18 protein-coding genes and 6 pseudogenes are annotated in these 20710 nt (G+C 37.9%); 8 read left to right on the top strand and 16 right to left on the bottom strand.

Translation table 11 applies throughout. The features are described from left to right. Window positions 1-126: 126 nt before the first annotated feature. The 5 genes and pseudogenes from MSG93_RS18900 to MSG93_RS18880 form a co-directional block, all read right to left on the bottom strand. Window positions 127-1543, bottom strand: a pseudogene (locus MSG93_RS18900) (HNH endonuclease); the annotation flags it as partial. Between the two features lie 346 nt (window positions 1544-1889). After that, window positions 1890-2219, bottom strand: coding sequence for a four-helix bundle copper-binding protein (locus MSG93_RS18895; RefSeq protein WP_004827037.1), 330 nt, complete (start codon window positions 2217-2219; stop codon window positions 1890-1892). A gap of 199 nt (window positions 2220-2418) precedes the next feature. Further along, window positions 2419-3351, bottom strand: coding sequence for an IS5 family transposase (locus MSG93_RS18890; RefSeq protein ID WP_000743262.1), 933 nt, complete (start codon window positions 3349-3351; stop codon window positions 2419-2421). Window positions 3352-3410: 59 nt separating this feature from the next. Beyond that, a pseudogene (locus MSG93_RS18885) lies at window positions 3411-4064 on the bottom strand (IS5 family transposase). 251 nt (window positions 4065-4315) lie between these two features. After that, entirely contained in the window at window positions 4316-4537 is a 222-nt protein-coding gene (locus MSG93_RS18880) for a helix-turn-helix domain-containing protein (RefSeq protein WP_004658364.1), read from the bottom strand. A gap of 194 nt (window positions 4538-4731) precedes the next feature. Between MSG93_RS18880 and MSG93_RS18875 the strand changes: the two genes are divergently transcribed. Continuing rightward, window positions 4732-4983, top strand: coding sequence for a hypothetical protein (locus MSG93_RS18875; protein WP_000937271.1), 252 nt, complete (start codon window positions 4732-4734; stop codon window positions 4981-4983). 276 nt (window positions 4984-5259) lie between these two features. Here MSG93_RS18875 and MSG93_RS18870 read toward each other — a convergent pair. Then, window positions 5260-5481: pseudogene (locus tag MSG93_RS18870) on the bottom strand (antitoxin HicB). 33 nt (window positions 5482-5514) lie between these two features. Continuing rightward, the gene (locus MSG93_RS18865; RefSeq protein WP_000059636.1) at window positions 5515-6714 is read right to left on the bottom strand and encodes a tyrosine-type recombinase/integrase; all 1200 of its coding nucleotides are present in this window, start codon (window positions 6712-6714) and stop codon (window positions 5515-5517) included. Between the two features lie 299 nt (window positions 6715-7013). Here MSG93_RS18865 and MSG93_RS18860 point away from each other — a divergent pair, with 299 nt between their 5' ends. Continuing rightward, the gene (locus MSG93_RS18860) at window positions 7014-7445 is read left to right on the top strand and encodes a PPC domain-containing protein (RefSeq protein ID WP_000684953.1); all 432 of its coding nucleotides are present in this window, start codon (window positions 7014-7016) and stop codon (window positions 7443-7445) included. Between the two features lie 414 nt (window positions 7446-7859). Here the strand turns inward: MSG93_RS18860 and MSG93_RS18855 are convergent, their stop codons facing one another. Together MSG93_RS18855 and MSG93_RS18850 are read right to left on the bottom strand one after the other, a co-directional pair. Then, window positions 7860-8498 carry a glutathione S-transferase family protein gene (locus MSG93_RS18855; protein ID WP_000631290.1) on the bottom strand — a complete coding sequence of 213 codons (639 nt, stop codon included), beginning with the start codon at window positions 8496-8498 and terminating at the stop codon, window positions 7860-7862. 15 nt (window positions 8499-8513) lie between these two features. After that, the gene (locus MSG93_RS18850) at window positions 8514-9533 is read right to left on the bottom strand and encodes an NADP-dependent oxidoreductase (protein WP_000859510.1); all 1020 of its coding nucleotides are present in this window, start codon (window positions 9531-9533) and stop codon (window positions 8514-8516) included. Window positions 9534-9678: 145 nt separating this feature from the next. On the opposite strand from MSG93_RS18850, the gene MSG93_RS18845 reads away from it, so the two are divergent. Together MSG93_RS18845 and MSG93_RS18840 are read left to right on the top strand one after the other, a co-directional pair. Further along, on the top strand, window positions 9679-10284 hold the full coding sequence (locus MSG93_RS18845) for a TetR/AcrR family transcriptional regulator (RefSeq protein WP_000805351.1): 606 nt from the start codon (window positions 9679-9681) through the stop codon (window positions 10282-10284). Between the two features lie 107 nt (window positions 10285-10391). Further along, the gene (locus MSG93_RS18840) at window positions 10392-10622 is read left to right on the top strand and encodes a hypothetical protein (RefSeq protein ID WP_001088959.1); all 231 of its coding nucleotides are present in this window, start codon (window positions 10392-10394) and stop codon (window positions 10620-10622) included. An 83-nt stretch (window positions 10623-10705) separates the two neighbouring features. Here MSG93_RS18840 and MSG93_RS18835 read toward each other — a convergent pair whose 3' ends face one another. From MSG93_RS18835 to MSG93_RS18825, 3 genes are all read right to left on the bottom strand, one after another. Beyond that, on the bottom strand, window positions 10706-11833 hold the full coding sequence (locus MSG93_RS18835; RefSeq protein ID WP_000655283.1) for an alkene reductase: 1128 nt from the start codon (window positions 11831-11833) through the stop codon (window positions 10706-10708). Window positions 11834-12036: 203 nt separating this feature from the next. Continuing rightward, window positions 12037-12714, bottom strand: a complete 678-nt coding sequence (locus tag MSG93_RS18830) for a type 1 glutamine amidotransferase domain-containing protein (protein WP_000697979.1) — start codon at window positions 12712-12714, stop codon at window positions 12037-12039. An 85-nt stretch (window positions 12715-12799) separates the two neighbouring features. Beyond that, window positions 12800-13957 (bottom strand): iron-containing alcohol dehydrogenase, encoded by a 1158-nt coding sequence (locus tag MSG93_RS18825; protein ID WP_000931663.1) that lies wholly within the window; start codon window positions 13955-13957, stop codon window positions 12800-12802. Window positions 13958-14141: 184 nt separating this feature from the next. Here MSG93_RS18825 and MSG93_RS19300 point away from each other — a divergent pair. Next, a pseudogene (locus MSG93_RS19300) lies at window positions 14142-14471 on the top strand (IS3 family transposase); the annotation flags it as partial. 85 nt (window positions 14472-14556) lie between these two features. Here the strand turns inward: MSG93_RS19300 and MSG93_RS18815 are convergent. The 4 genes from MSG93_RS18815 to MSG93_RS18800 form a co-directional block, all read right to left on the bottom strand. Further along, on the bottom strand, window positions 14557-14859 hold the full coding sequence (locus MSG93_RS18815; protein WP_000920558.1) for a putative quinol monooxygenase: 303 nt from the start codon (window positions 14857-14859) through the stop codon (window positions 14557-14559). A 334-nt stretch (window positions 14860-15193) separates the two neighbouring features. After that, window positions 15194-16024, bottom strand: coding sequence for an S-formylglutathione hydrolase (gene fghA / locus MSG93_RS18810; protein ID WP_000402510.1), 831 nt, complete (start codon window positions 16022-16024; stop codon window positions 15194-15196). A gap of 228 nt (window positions 16025-16252) precedes the next feature. Then, window positions 16253-17365, bottom strand: a complete 1113-nt coding sequence (locus MSG93_RS18805; protein WP_000842149.1) for an S-(hydroxymethyl)glutathione dehydrogenase/class III alcohol dehydrogenase — start codon at window positions 17363-17365, stop codon at window positions 16253-16255. Between the two features lie 21 nt (window positions 17366-17386). Continuing rightward, window positions 17387-17662, bottom strand: coding sequence for a metal/formaldehyde-sensitive transcriptional repressor (locus MSG93_RS18800; protein WP_001133624.1), 276 nt, complete (start codon window positions 17660-17662; stop codon window positions 17387-17389). Window positions 17663-17751: 89 nt separating this feature from the next. Here MSG93_RS18800 and MSG93_RS18795 point away from each other — a divergent pair. The 3 genes and pseudogenes from MSG93_RS18795 to MSG93_RS18785 all read left to right on the top strand — a co-directional run. Beyond that, window positions 17752-18330: pseudogene (locus tag MSG93_RS18795) on the top strand (DDE-type integrase/transposase/recombinase); the annotation flags it as partial. Between the two features lie 166 nt (window positions 18331-18496). After that, entirely contained in the window at window positions 18497-19456 is a 960-nt protein-coding gene (locus MSG93_RS18790; protein ID WP_000941154.1) for a GlxA family transcriptional regulator, read from the top strand. A gap of 115 nt (window positions 19457-19571) precedes the next feature. Then, window positions 19572-20588, top strand: a pseudogene (locus tag MSG93_RS18785) (aminopeptidase P family protein); the annotation flags it as partial. Between the last annotated feature and the right edge of the window lie 122 nt (window positions 20589-20710).

Here is a 20710-nt window from a genome sequence, read left to right as displayed (position 1 = left end):
TGGACACTCTTATCGACAAGTCGGTCGGCTGGTCAATCTAAGCAAAAATACCGTGTTGGATATCGTTAAAAGAAGTCGGAGTGAAAATCCTTAGCGTGCTATATTTTCCGTTTCCTGAGACGACCCCGAAAAGGCCTTGGGCTTTGACCGAGAAATTGGACTAATCGACTCCACATATCCCACCACATGCTTGACGACTGCATCATCATAACCACCCAAAAATCTTTCGACATAAAACTCGTTAAAGTTTATGTACTTGAAGGCCTTAGACATGGACAGAATAAAGGTATTCAGGCATTCCTCATCATCAAAATCAACCTCCATTTCCAAGCTTAAGCAAATAAAGGCTTTATAGACAATTTGTAGCCGATCATAGCCCTTGATACCACTGCCGAACTTGCCGACCGTTTCGGTGGTCGCCACGGGGAAATTGGCGATCAAGAACTCAATACTACGGCGTACCCGGGTGAAGTCCTTGAAACTAATCTTTCGATGATGAATCTGCATGCGGCTTTCATGAATTTCATACACAATTGAAAACCATGCAAGAAAAGAAGTAATCTGAAAACTCTGATCCTTATAAAAATATAAGTATGGATGTAAGCCCAAACTCGGAACCCCAGCATTTTTTACAGGCGTCGCTATTCTGCAAAGAATGGTCAACAGATGCGACATTAGGTTTTCAACGCGCTCCCCCTGATTCAGACTCATAATATTATGAATCTGATCACCCGCAATGATATTCATCAGCTCATTGACCAGGCCAATTTTTTTGCCATGACTCATTTCATTGTCTAATAAAATGGTCGAAAAAAGTAACTGGTGGATCCTCTCCCCTAACTCAATCAACTCATTTAAACGTGTATATTGGAGCTCTTCTAGGTTAGATTTATTGTCATTGATATAACAACAGGCATAGATCGCATAATACGCGTCACTACCGCGATTTCTTAGGTGATATTCCTCATATTTATCTAAACGTTTAGTATCTGAGTTAATAGATTGAAATACCCGTCGCGCATCTTCCGGAGTCCCCAGTACCTGCCGGAAACTGATTTTAATATCGCCTAATTTCGATTTTTTTTTCTGCAAATTCGGCATCAGTACAAATTTTTTGAAAATCAGCAAGATCTCCTAAATAATTGCGGAGGTAACGAATATCTTGTTTTTGTTGATCATTGAAATTAGGTGCTTGAGGGACTTGCTCATCCGCAAAATATCTATTGATCCACGCATAGATACAGGAAAGACGATGTGCTCCATCAATAATGTAAATATTGCTGTGTATATCTTTCCAATACAAAATGCATAAATTGATGTTTTGATCTTCTGTGCAATCCTCAATAAAGTTTGCAATTTCTTGCACGCTCCAACATTCCGTAGAACGCTGGTTATCCGCCTTAAATAAACATTTGATGATTGGATGCTTTTCAAAATCAGTCAGTGTCACTTCAAAATTGTCACGCTGCATTGAAGGTGACATTTCTTCTGGCAACATGACTTTACGCTGAATAATATTGGTCAATAGTCGTGTAGAACCCATTTCTTATTCTCTCCAGGCAACACTTTCCTACTTTCGCTCAAGTACGAAATTTGAAAATGTATATAGTTCGATTTGGTTAAAGCTGTGAATTAAATGACCGTCAATATCCAGTCAGCGCTAACAAAAGAGACCTAAGAGAAATGGGGGGATTAGAGAACGTAATAAATCATAAAAAAGCCCCGATTGGAGAAAAGGGGCTTTAAAGATTGTATTATACCATTGAAAAATAAAGAAAAAAATATAAGAATTTCGTATAAGGTGTATTATGTTAATTTTAGGAAAGGCTCTAGACTAGTAGAATGATTATGTTAGTCTAGAGCCATATAATTAACATTATTGAAGTATTTTACATGGCAATTTTTCGACATTCTTCTGCACACTGACGGCAAGCCTCAGCACATTTTTTACAATAATCATGTGAATGTTTTTCACACTCTTCCGCACAATATTCACAGATCTTAGCACAAAGCTCACAAATCTCTTTGAGGAAAGGTGAGTTATGTTGTTGCATACGCACACATAACTGACAAATATCTGCACATTCTAGACAACGTTGAATACATTCACGCATCATCTCTAAATCTTTTTCTTTTAAACAAGAAGTTGCACATTCAGTACAAATAAGTGAACAGTTTGTACATGCAGAAATACACTTTGAAAATTCCGTATTAATCATTTTTTACTCTCAACTTATATAATCAAAGAAATAATTAAAACATAATTTTTTTCTACTAATTATTTTAAATTATTAGTAAATGTAATACATAATGTTAATTTATATGAATAATGTTAATTTTAACTAAATCTTATTTATATTCCAAATGGCTTTGTTGCACAAAGATTTGAAAGGCAAAGCGCCCCTAATTGAGCCAAATTTAAGGCGTAACTTGGGTAAGTGGTCGACCTAATTCCGTAAATCTGTTGAGGACTGCTACACGTGCATGAACCTCATTGACTTGGCTATCAAAGCTCCTTGCACTGAGTTTATCTCTTAATAATTTGATGCAGTGCATTTTAGTCTCAACCAAACTTCGGCGATGATAGCCTGACCATTTTTTCCATAGTGTCCTACCTAAACGTTTAATTGTTCGAAGTAATTCATTTCGCTCTAGCGAGCTACTCTTTGTATCTTTCCATGGTTTCGCATTTTTTCTAGGTGGAATCACCGCATGTGCTTGCCGATCTGCAATGACCTGACGGCATTGCTTGGTGTCATAAGCTCCATCGGTATAAACAGAGTCAATCTGCTCATCTTGTGGAATCTGATTAAGTAAATCACCAAGCACCTGTGAATCACAGACATTATTGGTTGTGAGCTGAATAGCGCGTATTTGTAGGGTTTTGGCATCTATACCAATATGTAGTTTACGCCATTGGCGACGATATTCAGCTCCATGTTTCTTGCGTTTCCATTCGCCCTCACCTAGAAACTTCATCCCTGTAGAGTCTACGAGTAGATGCAGCCCATCGCTACTTTTTTGGTAGCTGATTGCAATATCAATATGCTTTTGTCTTCTACAAAGCGTACTGTAATCTGGTGCGGTCCAATTTAATCCGCAAAGTTTAATCAGACTTTGCACAAAGCCAGTGACCATACGTAAAGATAGACGGAATAAGGATTTAATCATTAAGCAGCATTGGATGGCTGCGTCGGAGTAGGTTTGATTTCGCCCTTGTTTGCCTTTTGATGGAGCATACCATTGCGTAGCAGGATCAAACCAAAGGGCAATATTTCCGCGATTAATGAGTGCTCGGTTATATGCGGGCCAATTGGTTGTGCGGTAGATTTTGTGTGTAGGCTTCTTCATTTGAAAATTATATCGCTGAAAAAGCCTTTAAAGATTGAGTTTTCCTAAGCAACTCAAATTTAAGTTACAACTCGGGTATTAGGTCGGCCTAATTCCATAAATCTGTTGAGGACTGCTACGCGAGCATGAATTTCACTCATCTGACTAGGAAAGCTTCTTGCCATTAATTTATCGCCTAATAATTTGATGCAGTGCATCTTTGTTTCGACCAAACTTCGGCGATGATAGCCTGACCATTTTTTCCATAGTGTTCTACCTAGCAGGGTTTTAGTATCTATACCAATATGAAGTTTACGCCATTGGCGACGATATTTCGGCTAATGCTTTTTACGTTTCCATTCACCTTCACCTAAGAACTTCAAATCCGTGGAATCAACGAGTAGATGCAGTCCATTGCAACTCTTTTCATAGCTAATTTGAATATCAATATGCTTTTGTCTTCTGCGAATGGTTGAATAATCCAGAGCTGTCCAATCTAATCCGCAAAGTTTAATCAAGCTTTGGACAAAGCCAGTCACCATGCATACAGAAAGACGAAATAAGGATTTAATCATGAGATAGCACTGAATGGCTATGTCAGAATAAGTTTGATTTCGACCATGTTTTCCTTGTGACTGCGAATATCATTGAATCTTAGTATCAAACCAAATTGTAAAATTACCATGATTGATCAAAGCATGATTGTAGGATGACCAATTCGGTGTACGATAAATTTAGGTGTAGGCTATTGCTGTATAAGACCTTATCGGTAGGTTTGCGCAACAAGGCCTCAAAATCCCACCTTAAAATGCAAATAGCAAAAAAACTCTACCATTCGATTGATTTCATTTTAGAAGTAATGAAATTAGTATCTGTTTGTAATGATATTTTATAAAATTCAATATTAGATCTGCAGAGAAAAACTTATCAAACTAAGTATTGGCTAGTCTTTTTCTTCGAAAAACTTATCAAACGAAGTATTAAGTTAATCTTTTTCTTCAACTTCTTCCTTAAACTCAAACAAATCATTCATCGTACAGTTAAAGTACTTACACAACTTATCGGCGACTGGTAATTCAATACGTACAGCACGGTCATAATACATACTTGTGAGCGTGTTGCGATTGATACCTGTTGCATGCACCACTTCACTTAATTTTAAAATTTTTCTATCGCCCATGAGGCTAGATAACTTACAAGTAATCATATTTAAATTAATTTACAAAAAATAACTTGCTGTGGGTTATTTGAAGTTGTTGCCTGAGTAATACTTTGCTAAAATTAACCTACAGCAGGTTATTACAACTTATAGAAAGTATATTTTATCCATTTCAATTAAATTATAACTTTTTAAATATAAGGATTGAACCTGCATTAGATTTTTTTGTGGAGATGACCGCCGTGTTACCAAATGAGTTATTAATCAGCCAGCAAGCTCGTGACTTAGGAAATCAATTAATTAAAGAAATGAACATCAATAGAAGTTATGGATTGGCTAATTTTCTTGGAGTAAATACTTGCTATGATAATCATCAGGCTGTACTTATTTGGACATTTCAACTGCTAGAAAGAGAACCTGCCTTAAATGAATTAGCAGAAATTAAAAAATATTTTCTTTTAATCTTTCCAGATAGTGTTTATCAATTAGCCTAAGTTATTTTTAAAAATTATTTTTTTTATATAAAAACACTAAATCAAAGAAAACTTTCTTTTAAAATACCTATTAATTCAAATTCATACGATTTACAGAGTATATGAAGCATAAATTCTTGTTCCTGCTTTATCACTCACTCCTACTAGACCTTAGTAAAGACTAAAATTACATAGCTCTTTTTACTGATACTAAACGATTCATGCCCACACTACGTTCTGCAGCTTCGAGGGCTAGTTTTTGTTGAACCACTGAGAACAAGGACAATAAATTGCCTACTATATTTTTCCGGAGAGTGGTGTAGGAACTTTTTCATTATTGCTAATCATATCAGCGACAACATCAGCAACGAGCTCCTCTATTCCTGAGAATGCTTTAGACTGATCCGCATCATGCTAAGACAATGATGGAAACTCAGCACACAACCCAACATACCCATTATCTTCAGCTGACCATTTAACACGGTAAGTATATTGTTTACTATCCATTTGACACCCCATCATGTTTTAAGTTTATGTATAAAAGTACGATTTTCACTTACTAGTACTTAAATAATCACCCCACCACTGCATCATTTCAGTCCGTTGAGCTAAATAGTCAGCGTGATTATAGCTGGCACGGGTACGGTTCTTATCAATATGTGAAAGTTGTGCCTCAATCCAATTATCTTGGAACAAACCTGAGTCATTCAAAATGGTACTAAAAGTAGAACGTAATCCATGAGAAGATAGTTGATGTTTGCCATACCCCATCTTACGTATGGCCATATTTAGAGTATTAAAATGAATCGGTTGATTGTGTTTGCGAGGGCTAGCAAAAAGGTATTTTTCACCGTATGACCACTGCATGACGTCTTTCAAAATCTCTAAAGCCTGATTTGAAAGTGGAACTAAAAAATCTGGAATCTCATGGCCTAATATGACTTTTCGTCGAAACTGTTTAATATGCAAGGCAGGTATTTTCCAGATTTTTTCATTTAAATCAAAATGATGAGGCTCAGCCAATAACAATTCGGCCCCTCTCACGCCAGTATGTAATTTGAACATCAGTGCTTTTTTAATAATGGGATGGGCATCCAATTTTTGTAATTTATTCTTAAAATCAGATATTTCCTCCGCTTTCAAATACGGATAATTTTTCTTGATTTTGCTGTTAATGGTGATTTTATTTAAACCATGAGCGATGTTGAACTCACAATAACCCATCGCTACAGCGTAGTCATAAATTTGGTTCAAATAACTACAAGCTTTTTTGACAGGTTCTTTTACTTGGCGTCCCTCTATTTTTTTGATTACTGAAACCAGGTCATAGCGCTTGATGTTTTGAAAAGGTAAATCCTGAAGGTCTGGATAAATATCTTGCTGTAAGCATCTTTCTGCTAACTGTAGTACACCACAGCGGGGTAGATCGTTGAAGGCATTCTTCAGTTTGAACTGTAACCACTCCTCCCCGACCTTACCAAAGGTGATAAGATTAGAGGCAGTATCATGTTCAAAACAGAAATTATTGTCTTTAAAGTCATCTCTGACTTGTCGTGCCTTTTTCAGCGATAAATCAGGATAAAGACCTAACTGAATGCGTCGACGTTTTTTAGTTTGTGGATCTGTATAGCGATAGCACCAAGATTTTCTTCCACTCGGCTCAATCTTCAGGCTAAGCCCATCTTCATCGGATAAAAAACAGGTTTTTTCCTTGCAATGAGCTTGGCGAACTTTAATATCAGTAAGACTCATGGAATTTAAATGAAACCTAATAAGGGGTTGATTGGATCAATTATATCAAAATAGAACGCTTTATATATGATGCGTATGATACGCATCATATATTTTTATAAGTATTTGTTAAATAAAGTTTATATATAGATTGGCTATTCCTTAGTGACCAATTAATTAACCATTGATTTCGCAAGTCTTAAATTAACATTTGAAGTGCAACTCTATGTTATGACTATTCACAGTTCTGTTCCATGATTCATGGTTACTTATTACTTATGTTACTATGTCAGGGGCGATACAAGAATTAAGGTAACCTTATGAAAATAGCGAATACGAAATTACTAGCTGGTGCTTTTATGACCCTAACTTTAACTATGCTTAGCCCTGCCGCACTTGCAAATGATAACAATGATATACGAAAGACTGTTGTAGTTAAGTTTGCTAAAAAAGCTTACTCTGCAAATTATTACGGAAGGATAGATGGATACAAGTATGATTCCTACAAATTTTATGCTAAAAAAGGGCAAAAGTTAAAAGTGAGGTTGACTGGAGGAAATGTTGAAACTTACTTATGGGGTAATCAATTAAAAGACTCCATCAATCTTGGAGAATATTCTCCAAAGCTTGATGATAATGGTATTTATATTTTACCTGCTTCAGGTGAGTATGAAATTAGAGTATTACAACCTAGATCACAGGCAAGAAAAGATAAAAAACCTCAATACTGGATGAGTATTAACATTAAATAAAGACTTGCTAGATTCGTTTAAACTTTTATACAAGGGTTCAAAAACTATTGCCAGTTAAACGGGGCGTGATTTTTACGTATATGCGTTTATGTTAGTAAAATGATGTAGTTTACTTGTTTAATACCCCGAGGAATAATTTAATCTTGCTGTGCGTTAGTCACGTTTCTTTCTTTCAGAAGTTGATTATATCTTTCAACGTAACCGTCGTGATATTCAAACTCTTTTGATAGGAATTTGATGGGAAGAATAGGCGAAACTTGTCTTAAATAATGGTAATTCCTTATCTTTAAAATAGAGAACGCCCGATGAAATTCATTAGGCGTTTAATTTAAATAAGTGTCAGCTTATTTTATAACTAGATGTACTTGACAATCACGATTCTTTTTCTAAATTGCCTTTAAAAAATCAATCTTGCTATTTTTGACTTTTCACACCATTTTGTTCAATTTGTACTGCGGCTTGCCAGCTAGGTAGTTGGCTTAAACCTGCTACATAACGTTGGATATGGGGATAATTTTCACCTTGTCCCATATGATAAACTAAAGCATGTAGTCCAAAGCCCATCATAAAGTCAGCACCGGTTAAACGGTCTGCCACTAGAAATTCTTTATCTTTTAAATATTCATTTAAATGGCCGAATACTTTATCGAACTCAACTTGAGTATAATTTTCTAGAAATACCAACTTCGTACCCTGCTTGGTTTCAATCGCATTAAACGTTTTTAATAAAAATGGCAGCATGGCAGAGCTTTCTGAGAAATGAATCCACTGTAGATAATCGACATAGGTAGGTTCATCCATATCTGGTGCTAAATGCGGCGCAAGTTTCTGAATTAATAACTCAACGATTGCGCCTGACTCTGCAATAACTTTGCCATCCCATTCCAATACTGGAGATTTCCCTAAAGGATGGATGTTTTTTAAAGATTCAGGGGCCAAATGCGTGCTTGAGTCACGATAATAGCTTTTCAGCTCATAGGGCTGCTTGATTTCTTCAAGTAACCACAAAATGCGAAAAGAACGTGATTGATCTAAATGATGTAGTGTAATCATAATATTCCTATTTTTTTAAATTTTTACAACCACTTTGCCAAAGTTTTTGCCTTTTAACATACCATTGAAAGCATTGATCGTGTTATCTAAACCTTGCACCATATGCTCTTTATATTTGATTTTTCTGTCTTTCAACCATTCAGACATTTGCTGATTGAATTCCGGATACTGATTGCCATAATCATCAAAAATAATAAAGCCTTGCATGCGAATACGCTTTCTTAAAAGAGTGGAAATAAAGCCAGGTAAACGGTCTGGCCCTTGTGCTTGCTCGGTAGCGTTATACTGCGAAACCACACCACACACCGGTACACGTGCCGCAGAGTTAAGCAATGGCCATACCGCATCAAACACTTTACCCCCTACATTCTCATAATAAATATCAATACCGTTGGGAACTGCTTGTTGTAATTGTTCTGCAAAATTTTCATCATGATAATTGATACAAGCATCGAAGCCGAGTTCTTGTACTGCATAATGGCATTTTTCAGCCCCACCTGCGACGCCAACCACGCGACAACCTTTAAGTTTGCCAATTTGTCCAACTGTAGCACCAACAGGTCCCGTTGCAGCTGCAACGACTAAAGTTTCACCGGCTTTAGGCTGACCAATGTCCAACAACCCCATATAAGCAGTAAAGCCAGGCATCCCCAAAATACCCAATGCCCAAGATGGATGTTCGGGTTGCATACCTAAGCTTTGACATGCAGTCCCATCAGAAATTGCGTAGCCCTGCCAACCATTTCCAGAAAGAACCCACTCGCCTTCTTTGAATTTTGGGTTTTTAGAGGCCATCACTTGACTGACTGTTCCACCGACCATCACTTCGCCAATTTCAACCGGTGCTGCATATGAGGGAGCATCACTCATGCGACCACGCATATAAGGATCGAGTGACAAGTAAATGGTTTTTAACAATATCTCGCCTTGTTTAAGTTCATTGAGCTCAACTTGCTCAATACGAAAATCGCTGTGTTTTGGCTCACCCACTGGCCGTTTAGCTAAAACGATGCGTTGATTAATAACTGTTTTCACACATATAACTCCATGTTTTATTTAAAAGTATTTCTCTTCATAATCAAAAATTATGATTAAAATTTCTTTACATCCATTGTAGATGAGTTATAATAAAAAACAATACGACTGGTCTATTTTTTTTACAATAGAGTAAATAATTAATATGAAGCCTACTCCTATTAAAAAGTCTGAAGCGAAGCGCTTACACATTCTTAACACCAGTTCAGACCTGATTTTGCATAAAGGTTTTACTGGCGTAGGATTACAGGAAATTTTACAGAGCTGTGAGATCCCCAAAGGCTCGTTTTATCATTATTTCCAATCCAAGGAAGCTTTCGGATGTGAATTGGTACAGCATTATGTGGATAATTACCAAGTCCGTTTAAATGATGTATGGCGTAGCGATAAATCCCCTTATCAAAAGCTGATTGAGTATTTTAATTTATGGATAGAAGATCCTGAAACACACTGTGGTTGGGCGAATAGCTGTTTAATTGTGAAACTTGCCGCAGAAGTTGCCGATCTATCTGAAGATATGCGTTCCATTATGTCCGCTGGCGTGGATGATGTAATCCAACGTATTGCTGGTTTAATTGATTTGGGAAAACAGGATCAGTCTATTCAAGCAAATACTGAGGCCTCGACGTTGGCACAAGTACTTTACCAAATGTGGTTAGGTGCAGCATTACTGAGTAAGTTGCAAAAAGATAAAACACCATTACATCAAGCTCTGAGAGCAACTAAATTTCTATTAAAAAGTGAAGATTGATAAAATTTAGATTAAATATCAATTACATAATTAATGACAGCAGCCCAATGATTAGTTATTAATGTGTTGCTATTAGATTAATTTACAATCCATGAGTATAGCGCACAATGAATTCTTCTCCTAAAGCCCTCATGACTCGTATTTTAGTCGGATATTTAGGCTTATATCCCACACTATTACTGGTACTCACTTTATTAAAGCCAATTACTCAGCATCAAAGTTTCCCGATGATGGTGTTGATTGAAGTCATAGTATTAGTGCCAGTAACGCAACTGATTTCTTTCCCACTGGCAGGTTGGCTCATTACACAGCTAAAAATTTTTAAGAATTTGTTTTAATAAGAATTTATGCTGGCAACAGCAATCCTAAGTCCTTATTTTGCCAACCACAAAGGTTGGCAAAATAACTCACTTAGTCAATATTAATCTGCGTAAGCTGGATAATCAATATAGCCTTTTTCCGTCCCACCATACATAGTGCTTGCATCTACTGCATTCAATGGCCAGCCATTGGCGATGCGATCGGGTAAATCTGGATTCGCAATAAATGGGCGTCCAAATGCAATTAAATCGGCCAGCCCTGCCTTTAAAATTCGAGTCCCTCTTTCTGCCGTATATCGACCTGCATAAATAATCCGACCACTGAAAGTGTCTCTGACATCTTTACGAAAATTATGAGGAAGTTCTGGTGCATGATCCCAATCAGCTTCTGCAATCGATAAATAGGCAATCCCAACTTCTTCAAGTATTTTTATGGCTTCAATATAAGTCACATGTGGATCATCTTCAACCAACCCCATATAAACACGATCTTCCTCTGTACTTTCAAATAGCGGGGCAAAACGCACTCCTAAACGATCTGCACCAACCACCTCAGCAACTGCCTGTACTACTTCACGTAAAAAACGCAAACGATTGTTTAGTGATCCACCATATTCATCTTCACGGTGGTTACTATGTGCAGAGATAAATTGATTTACCAAATAACCATTTGCACAATGAATTTCAACCCCATCAAAACCAGCAGCCAATGCATTACGCGCTGCTTGAGCATAGAGTTGCACTAATTCTTTAACTTCTGCATTGCTTAAAGCACGTGGCATTGAAGGATCAGCCAAGGCCCCTGCATTGGGCCCGGTTTCAATAAAGACTTTAACATTACTATCAGCCCTAATAGCCGAGGGCGCGACCGGTGATGCGTGATCGGGTTGCAAAGATGTATGTGAAACACGCCCAACATGCCAAAGTTGTGCAAAAATAATGCCTCCTTTAGCATGCACTGCTTCCGTCACTTTACGCCATCCAGCAATCTGTTCAGGGCTGTAAATACCGGGAGTCCAAGCATAGCCTTGACCACGTGGCTCGATTTGCGTACCTTCGGTCACCATAAATCCTGCCCCGGCACGCTGTTGATAATAGGTTGCCATCAGTTCATTTGGAATATTCCCTGGCTGAGTACTACGCGACCGCGTTAATGGTGGCAATACAATACGGTTTTGCAAAACATAAGGGCCTAAGCTTAAGTTTTGAAAAAGTTTGCTGTCTTTCATTTCATTGAATCCAAGTCATCATGGCTTAATTGATCTAAATTAAAAAAAATAACCTTCCTTCCTGTATATAGAAAAATAAAGGAAGGAAAGCTATTCACTCAGGCCCTTCACCATTAAGTGAGGGTTATTTTGCTTATTGCGCCAGTTGCTCAGAGTCAGAAGTTTATTCACTGCTAAGCACCACAACAGAGACTAGCTACTCTTTATTTCAACAATTGAAGTAATGCTGTAGCGGTTGCAGCAGAAGATGCTGGATTTTGTCCAGTAACCAGCAAGCCATCTACTTGAACATATACTTGCCAATCATCCACTTTAGAATAATGACCACCGTTTTCTTTAAGCATGTCTTCGACTAAAAATGGTACAATTTCAGTCAAACCTACAGCGGCCTCCTCAGTATTGGTGAAACCAGTCACTAATTTACCGCTAACTAAAGGCGCTCCATTACTCGCTTTCACATGTCGAAAAACACCCGGGGCATGACACACTGCTGCAACAGGTTTGCCAGACTGAATCGCCTGTTCAATCACAGAAATTGAAATCGGATCTTCTGCTAAATCCCACAATGGGCCATGCCCGCCTGGATAAAACACTGCATCATAATCAGCTACAGAAATTTCGCTAAGTTTATGCGTCTGTGCCAATGCTTGCATTGCAGTTGGATCAGCTTCAAAACGATGAGTGGTTTCAGTTTGCGCATCGGCCAAATTACTTTTCGGATCTAGTGGTGGCTGCCCACCTTGAGGCGACGCCAGCGTAACTTCAGCACCAGAGTCAATAAAGGTGTAATACGGTGCAGCAAGTTCTTCTAGCCAGAAACCTGTTTTCTTACCAGTATTGCCAAGTTGATCATGTGAGGTTAAAACGATTAAAATTTTCATGTTATTTCTCCGATATTTTTCAGGATTGAGGAGCATTGTTGCATGATCACTTGTCGTGTAACGTGACCATGACAGATACGCTTATTTAGATACTCGTCTCGAGAATTTGGCGACTGATCTCTAATGAAACAGTTTTATGTTCGCCTAGCTGTGTAAGATTGTGTGATTTAAGTTGCGTAATGATGATCTCAATATCTGTCTCCCCCAGTCCATAATCGCTAAGACGAGTCGGCAATCCAAGTTGCTCAAAGAAGGCTCGAGTACGAGCAATAGCAGTATCAATACGTTGTTCTTCATCACCTTCGACAATCTGCCAGACTCGAGCTGCATACTGTAGTAATTTTTCTCGCTTCTCTTGACGACGCACTTGTAGATTGGCCGGCAACACAATGGCCAAGGTACGAGCATGATCAATACCATGTAAAGCCGTGAGCTCATGCCCAATCAAATGAGTTGACCAATCTTGTGGTACACCAGCTCCAATTAGCCCATTCAGTGCCATGCTAGCAGCCCACATCAAATTCGCACGCGTGTCATAATCTGCTGAATCTTCCAAGATTTTCGGTCCAATCTCAATCAGAGTTTGCAATAGACCTTCGGCAAAACGATCTTGTACTTGTGCATTGACAGGGTAAGTTAAGTACTGTTCCATGACATGAACAAATGCATCGACCACGCCATTTGCTAATTGGCGCGTCGGCAAGCTAAAAGTTTTATTCGGATCCAGTACGGAAAATTGCGGAAAAACATAGGGGCTGTTAAATGACAATTTGGCTTGGGTCGATTTTCTGGTTACTACCCCACCGCTATTCATTTCTGAACCAGTTGCCGGAAGGGTGAGTACACTCGCAAAAGGCAAAGCTTGAGTAATTTTAGTACCATGGGTTTCTAAAATCTCCCATGTATCCCCTGTATAATTGACTGCTGCTGCAATAAATTTAGTACCATCAATTACCGATCCGCCACCGACAGCCATCAAGAAATCTATCTTTTGTTCTCGAATCAGCTCTACAGCTTTCATGAGGGTTTCATAACTCGGATTCGGCTCAATTCCGCCAAATTCATGAATTTCTCTTGCACCTAATGCTTCACGCACCTCAGCTAAAGTACCATTCTTACGTGCACTTTCACCACCAAACAACATTAATACTTTTGCTTCTGTAGGCACATAGTCATTGATTTTAGCTATTGTATCGCCACCAAAAATAATGCGAGTCGGATTATAAAAGTTAAAATTCAACATATTTTTATCCTAGGATGATCAGCTAATTGATTTGAAAAACCACCGTTATTCATCAAATAAACTTTAAAAAAATTGGACAACACTGCGGCTTTTGACTGCACTATGTGCTAACTATACACAAAAATAGACCAGTCGTCTATTTTTATAAAAATTATTTCAGCTTGCCGACCTTAGTGATGGTTAAACACATTCAGGCTTGTTCTATACCACTTTTATTATTGATGTATTTTCACGAGCGATTGTTGAATGGAAGGTATCAACACGCATGACTACTGACATGGTCGTGAACGCATTGGCTAAAGCAGTGAATGGCTCATACAAAATAGCAATGATTAAATATTTTAAAAGCAGATTGGCACGGTTTAGCAGATGTACAAATGCGACAGTAAATTAGATAGATTGGTTCAATATAAAGCGTGTAAATAGTTGCATTTGTTTATTTACCCTGTTTTGGATATTGACCCTTGTAAATGATGAGATTAAGCCATTAAATAAAGTAGCCCAACTTGAATAGAAAGCCTCTGACAAACATCATAGGGTTGAAGTGCTGCCTTACATTCAAAATTTCAGACAGCACCCTCATACATTTAAGCATCGGTTTAAGCTGGTAGTTTACTCGCCAAAACATCTACTTTTTCAATAGACGGTGGCTCTGAAAATAGCTCTTCGGCCTGAGCCATCAACGCAGCTGCAACCTTGCCAGATAAATGCGCTTGGCGACCCGCCTCATCAGGAAATGCATCAAAAATACCAAATGTTGTAGGTCCAAGACGTAGGCCAAACCACGCAACTGTCGCAGGTTCTTCCATTACAATAGGTAAACCGGCTTTAAGAAAAGCTTCCACTTCGTCTTCTTTACCCGGTTTAGCTTCAAGACGGACATATAAAGCTGTTTTAAGCATGACTAAAACTCCATAATTGATTAGAATTCAAACTGATTCTGACATTGCTAATGTATGCATGTCAGAAAGTTTTGTTGTATAAAAGTTAGAAAAAATTCCCATAGCTGAGCCAAAATTTAGGTTTTTATTTCGACATAATGCTATGAATTTATTCAAGTTAATATCATTAACATTTGAATCAAAAAATCAAGATATGAGATGATTAAATTCAATCTTATTTATATAAGGATCAATTGACTCTACCTTAGCTTTATAAGCTGACCTCTTCATCTGGAAATTATATTGCTCAAGAAGCATTCAAGAACAATATTGTACATCCTCATATCTATGAAAGTTATTTAGCTAGGAATTTGCTGTGAAACTCTATATGTTTCTCTATAAAGCTCGCAATGAAGTAATAGCTATGGTCATACCCTTCTCTTAGGTTAAGTGTAAGAGGATATTCTTGTTCCAAACAAATATCACTAAGAAGCTTAGGCCTTAACTGTTCTTCAAGAAAATCATCAGCTGTTCCTTGATCGACTAAAATAGGTAAATGAACTTCAGCGTTTTTGATTAATTCAATCGCATCATAGCTTTTCCATAAAGTTTCGGTTTCACCTAGGTAGTGTGTAAAAGCCTTTTTCCCCCAAGGTACTTGGCTAGGTGCAACAATTGGTGCAAAAGCAGAAATACTTTTATACAGCTCAGGATTTTTTAATCCAATTACTAATGCACCATGACCACCCATGCTATGACCCATAATACTTTGGACTTGATTGGTCGGAAAATTCAGGTCAATCAGATTTCTGAGCTCTTCCACAATATAATCATACATTTTGAAATGCTGCGACCAGGGTGCTTGTGTTGCATTCACATAGAATCCTGCGCCTTGGCCTAAATCATAATCTGCATGATCTGGTACATCCTCTCCACGTGGGCTGGTATCTGGTGCAACAATAATGACTTTATGTTCAGCCGCATACTTTTGTGCTCCGGCTTTAGTAATAAAGTTCTGTTCGTTGCAAGTCAATCCTGATAACCAATATAACACTGGCAACCGCTCATCTTTGTCATGAGGTGGCAGATATATTGAGAATTTCATTGAACAGTTTAATGCTATTGACTGATGGCGATACACTTCTTGCGATCCACCAAAAGAAGCATGCTTCTCAATTATTTCCATAATCAATTACCTATGTTGAGCAAGACTTCATGAGAAATCAAGTAAACAAAGAGTCTTACATTCTCCACAGAGAATAGTGATAAAGATTTAAAATGTAGGCAGGTTTATTGAACCTATACACGATGCCTACACAGATAGATCTGTTTTACAGATGATGTGCCGTTTTAGAGGATTCCATGCATGTCATTCATGATGCACATGCATGGAAAAGTATAAGGTCTGACGCAATTATTCGTAATGAATTACAGTACGAATTGACTTACCTTCATGCATTAGATCAAAGGCTTCATTGATCTGATCCAAGCCCATCGTATGTGTCACAAATGGTTCTAATTGAATTTTACCTTTCATGGCATCTTCAACCATTCCTGGAAGTTGCGTACGACCTTTTACACCACCAAAGGCAGAACCTAGCCATTTACGACCAGTAACCAGTTGGAATGGACGGGTAGAGATTTCCTGACCTGCGCCAGCTACACCAATAATTACGGATTGTCCCCAGCCACGGTGTGCACTTTCAAGGGCTGCACGCATCACATTCACGTTACCAATACATTCAAATGAATGATCTACACCCCAGCCAGTCATTTCGACAATTACTTGCTGGATTGGTTTATCGTAATCTTTAGGGTTCAAGAAGTCCGTTGCACCAAACTCTTTTGCCAGCGCAAATTTATCTGGATTCATGTCAACCACAATAATACGCCCTGCTTTAGCTTGACGTGCGGCTTGTACGACTGCCAAACCAATACCACCTAAACCAAAGACCGCAACACTATCACCTTCTTGTACTTTAGCCGTGTTATGTACTGCACCGATACCCGTTGTTACCCCACAACCCAGTAAGCAGACATGTTCGTGATTGGCTTCAGGATTGATTTTAGCCAATGATACTTCTGCCACTACAGTGTATTCACTGAACGTTGAGCAGCCCATATAGTGGTAAATCGGTTGACCGTTGTAGGAAAAACGAGTGGTACCATCTGGCATTACGCCTCTACCTTGAGTTTCGCGAACGGAAATACACAAGTTCGATTTTCCAGATTTACAGAATACGCACTCGCCACATTCAGCAGTGTAAAGTGGAATTACATGATCACCTGGTTTGACGCTAGTCACGCCTTCACCAACCTCAACTACAACACCAGCACCTTCATGCCCGAGAATAGCGGGAAAAACACCTTCAGGATCATCGCCAGATAAAGTAAATGCGTCTGTATGACACACACCGGTATGGGAGATCTTGATTAATACTTCACCTTTCTTCGGTGGTGCAACATCAACTTCAACAATTTGAAGAGGTTGACCAGGACCAAACGCAACAGCAGCACGTGACTTCATGGAATAATTCCTTATACAGATCTATTTTAAATATGATTTTAAAATCTTGGCGATTTCAGCCAATTCTTCTTTTCGTTGTTGTTCTGTGGTTTCACCTGATACTAAAGTGTCCTTTAAATGAACCTCCAACATTTCATTCATTAAACCATTAATAGCACCGCGCACAGAGCATATTTGTTGCAGAATTGCACCACATTCCACATTGTCTTCTAACGCTTTTTCAATCGCTTGCGTCTGACCTTTGATCTTTCTGACGCGTAGAAGAATCTTTTTTTTGTCTTCAACCTGATTAGGCATCAGACCTCCTTATTTGCTAGTGTTAATACTATAGTACCCTATAGTATAAAAAAGAACAATATTTTTTTATAAATCGAAAAGGCTTTGTACGAGATGACCAAAAACGGGCAGTTGGCTTGGTGAACCGTAATTTTAGTGCTGATCATCCTGACCCTTGCGAAGCAGTGCTTTTTGTATGTCAGGTCGCAGACTTCAGCTATATTCAAACAAATTCAGGCTAGGTCTATACCGCCCTTATTATTGATGTGTTCTCACGCGCAATTGTTGGATGGAAAGTATCAACACGGATGAATAGAGATATGGTGCTTGATGCACTGGAGCAAGTATTACGTGACCGATGTATGCCAAAGAATGTAATTCATGATTTAAATAGAGGTGTGCAATATCTTTCTATTCGTTTTCCTGTTAGAGGCAGCAAATTTAGGAGCATCAGTCGGTACAACTGGTGATTCCTATGATAATGCTTTGGCTGAAACGGTGAATGGCTTATACAAAACTGAGGTGATTGACTATTGAAAAGCAGATGTACAACTTGCGATATTAAATTGGGTAGATTGGTTCAATAAAAAGCGTGTACACAGTGCATTGGTTATGTATCGCCTTTTGATTTTGAAACAAAGTATTATGATAAAATTAACCCGTTAGTTCAGGTGGCCCAACTTAAATAAAAAGTCTCCTACAAACCCAGTACGGTTCACTCTGCTATCAAAGGCTTTATGCAACAAAGCCTCATGGAAATAAAGACAAAAGTGACTTTTAAATCTGAAAAAATCAAAATTGTGGTCTCAAAATTGCTTTATAAAAATATTGAAAAAAGTGAAGAACATTAAATTTATGTTACAAAACTCTAAGCGTATTGGTTTTTTATTACTCGATAACTTTTCAATGATTGCTTTCTCAAACATGGTTGAAGTCTTGCGTATGGCTAATTATGTTACAGAAGACAATTTATACCAATGGAATGTAACGGGTTTAGATGGTCATCATAGCTGCGCAAGCAATGGTCTTCAAATACAACATACCTGTGTTTGGTCACATTTACTGAACATGGATATAGTTTTTATTTGTGGTGGTTTTCAACTTTATAAAAATATGACAGTACGCTTAAAGAATTTTTTATATAGGTTGGATCAACAAAAAATTGCTTTAGGTGGTTTATGTACAGGCGCTTATGTATTAGCGAAAGCCAATCTACTAAATGGCTTTCGTGCTAGCCTTCATTGGGAAAATACCTTAGCGGCACAAGAAGAGTTTCCATTAGTACAGTTTACCCCACATATTTTTACCATTGATGCGAACCGTTTTACCTGTTCTGGTGGGCTTGCAGCGATTGATTTAGGCTTGGCACTTGTTGAAATACACTATCCAAATATTGCTAAAAGAATCTGTGAGCAATTTATTGTTCATCAAGTGCGTGAGAGCAATGAAATTCAACATCAACCTATTGCTGAACATAAGAAAAAACTTGATTTTCAGATTCAAGAAGTATTGCGCTTAATGGAAAATAATATTAATGAGCCTTTAACTATTGCTGAAATTGCACAGCATGTAAAAATTCAACCGCGTACTTTAGAGCGCTTGTTTAAAATGAATCTACAATTGGCTCCAAAAGAATATTATTTAAAACTAAGACTCACCTATGCACAGAATCTACTTAAACAGTCTACGTTAAACATTTCAAATATTGCTTTGGCATGTGGTTTTTGTAATGTATCTAGTTTTACTAAAGCCTATAAAGCTTTTTTTAACTATTCCCCCAAATTTGAACGTAACATTCTGGATTTTGCTCATTAGTGTTTTTTAGTCTTGTCGGTTTTTGACAACTTTTTGACGCTTTTAGCAAAAATCCCTATTCATATTCTGCATAAGCTTAGCTCATTGATTACATTACATTGATCTAGGAAAATATATGAATACTTTAGTAAATAATTTTGTTGCTTCACAACTACCATCATTATTAACCATTGAAAATGGTGAAAAAGTTTCTGCAACATTTTCATTATCTGAGTATCAAAATAGACAGAGCAAGTTACGCCAACTAATGGAAGAGCTAGAAATTGATCATATTCTATTTAGTTCAATCCATAACATTAACTATTATGCAGACTTTATTTATTGTTCATTTGGGCGCTTCTACGGTCTGGTGGTTAGCCCAGAAAAAGTGGTGACAATTTCAGCAAATATTGATGCTGGGCAACCTTGGCGTCGTACGATTGGCGACTATAACGTAGTTTATACTGACTGGCAGCGTGATAACTATTTTAAAGCGGTTACACAAGAAATTCCAAATAAAGGCCGTGTAGGAATTGAGTTTGATCATTTACCTTTAGAACGTTTAAACAAGTTAAAAGCAGTTTTACCGAATGTGCAGTTTGTGGATATTAGTGCCGCATGCATGAAGCTACGCATGATTAAATCTGCTGAAGAAATTGCACATATCACCCAAGGTGCTGCAGTATGTGATATTGGTGGTTTTGCAGTGACTGCAGCAATTCGTGAAGGTGTGCCAGAGCATGAAGTGGCTTTAGCCTCTACTCAATCCATGGTACGTGAAATTGCCAAACGTTTTCCAAACTCTGAACTCATGGATACGTGGACTTGGTTTCAATCAGGCATTAATACGGATGGTGCACATAATCCTGTTACAACCCGCCAAGTCCGAAAAGGTGATATTTTAAGTTTAAACTGCTTTTCTATGATTGCTGGCTATTATACAGCTTTAGAGCGTACACAGTTCTTTGATCACTGTGATGATGCTTCATTACGAATTTGGGAGGCGAATGTCAAGGTGCATGAAGCTGGCTTAAAACTCATTCGCCCAGGTGCACGTTGCAGTGATATTGCTAAAGAGTTAAATGAAATTTTCTATGAAGAAGGTTTATTGCAGTACCGCACATTTGGTTATGGACATTCCTTTGGTGTGATGTGTGCTGAGAAAACAGGAGGTTTTAACTTGGTAAACTATAGACACTCATCAGGAGTTTACCATGAGCAAGAAACAGAAGACTTACACCGCAGAATTTAAAGTTGAAGCAATAAAATTGATTG

The sequence above is a fragment of the Acinetobacter sp. IK40 genome (assembly GCF_035615075.1).
GTDB lineage: Bacteria > Pseudomonadota > Gammaproteobacteria > Pseudomonadales > Moraxellaceae > Acinetobacter > Acinetobacter courvalinii.
The sequence above is the reverse complement of the archived record's forward strand: the minus strand, read 5'-3'. Positions and strand labels throughout refer to the sequence as shown.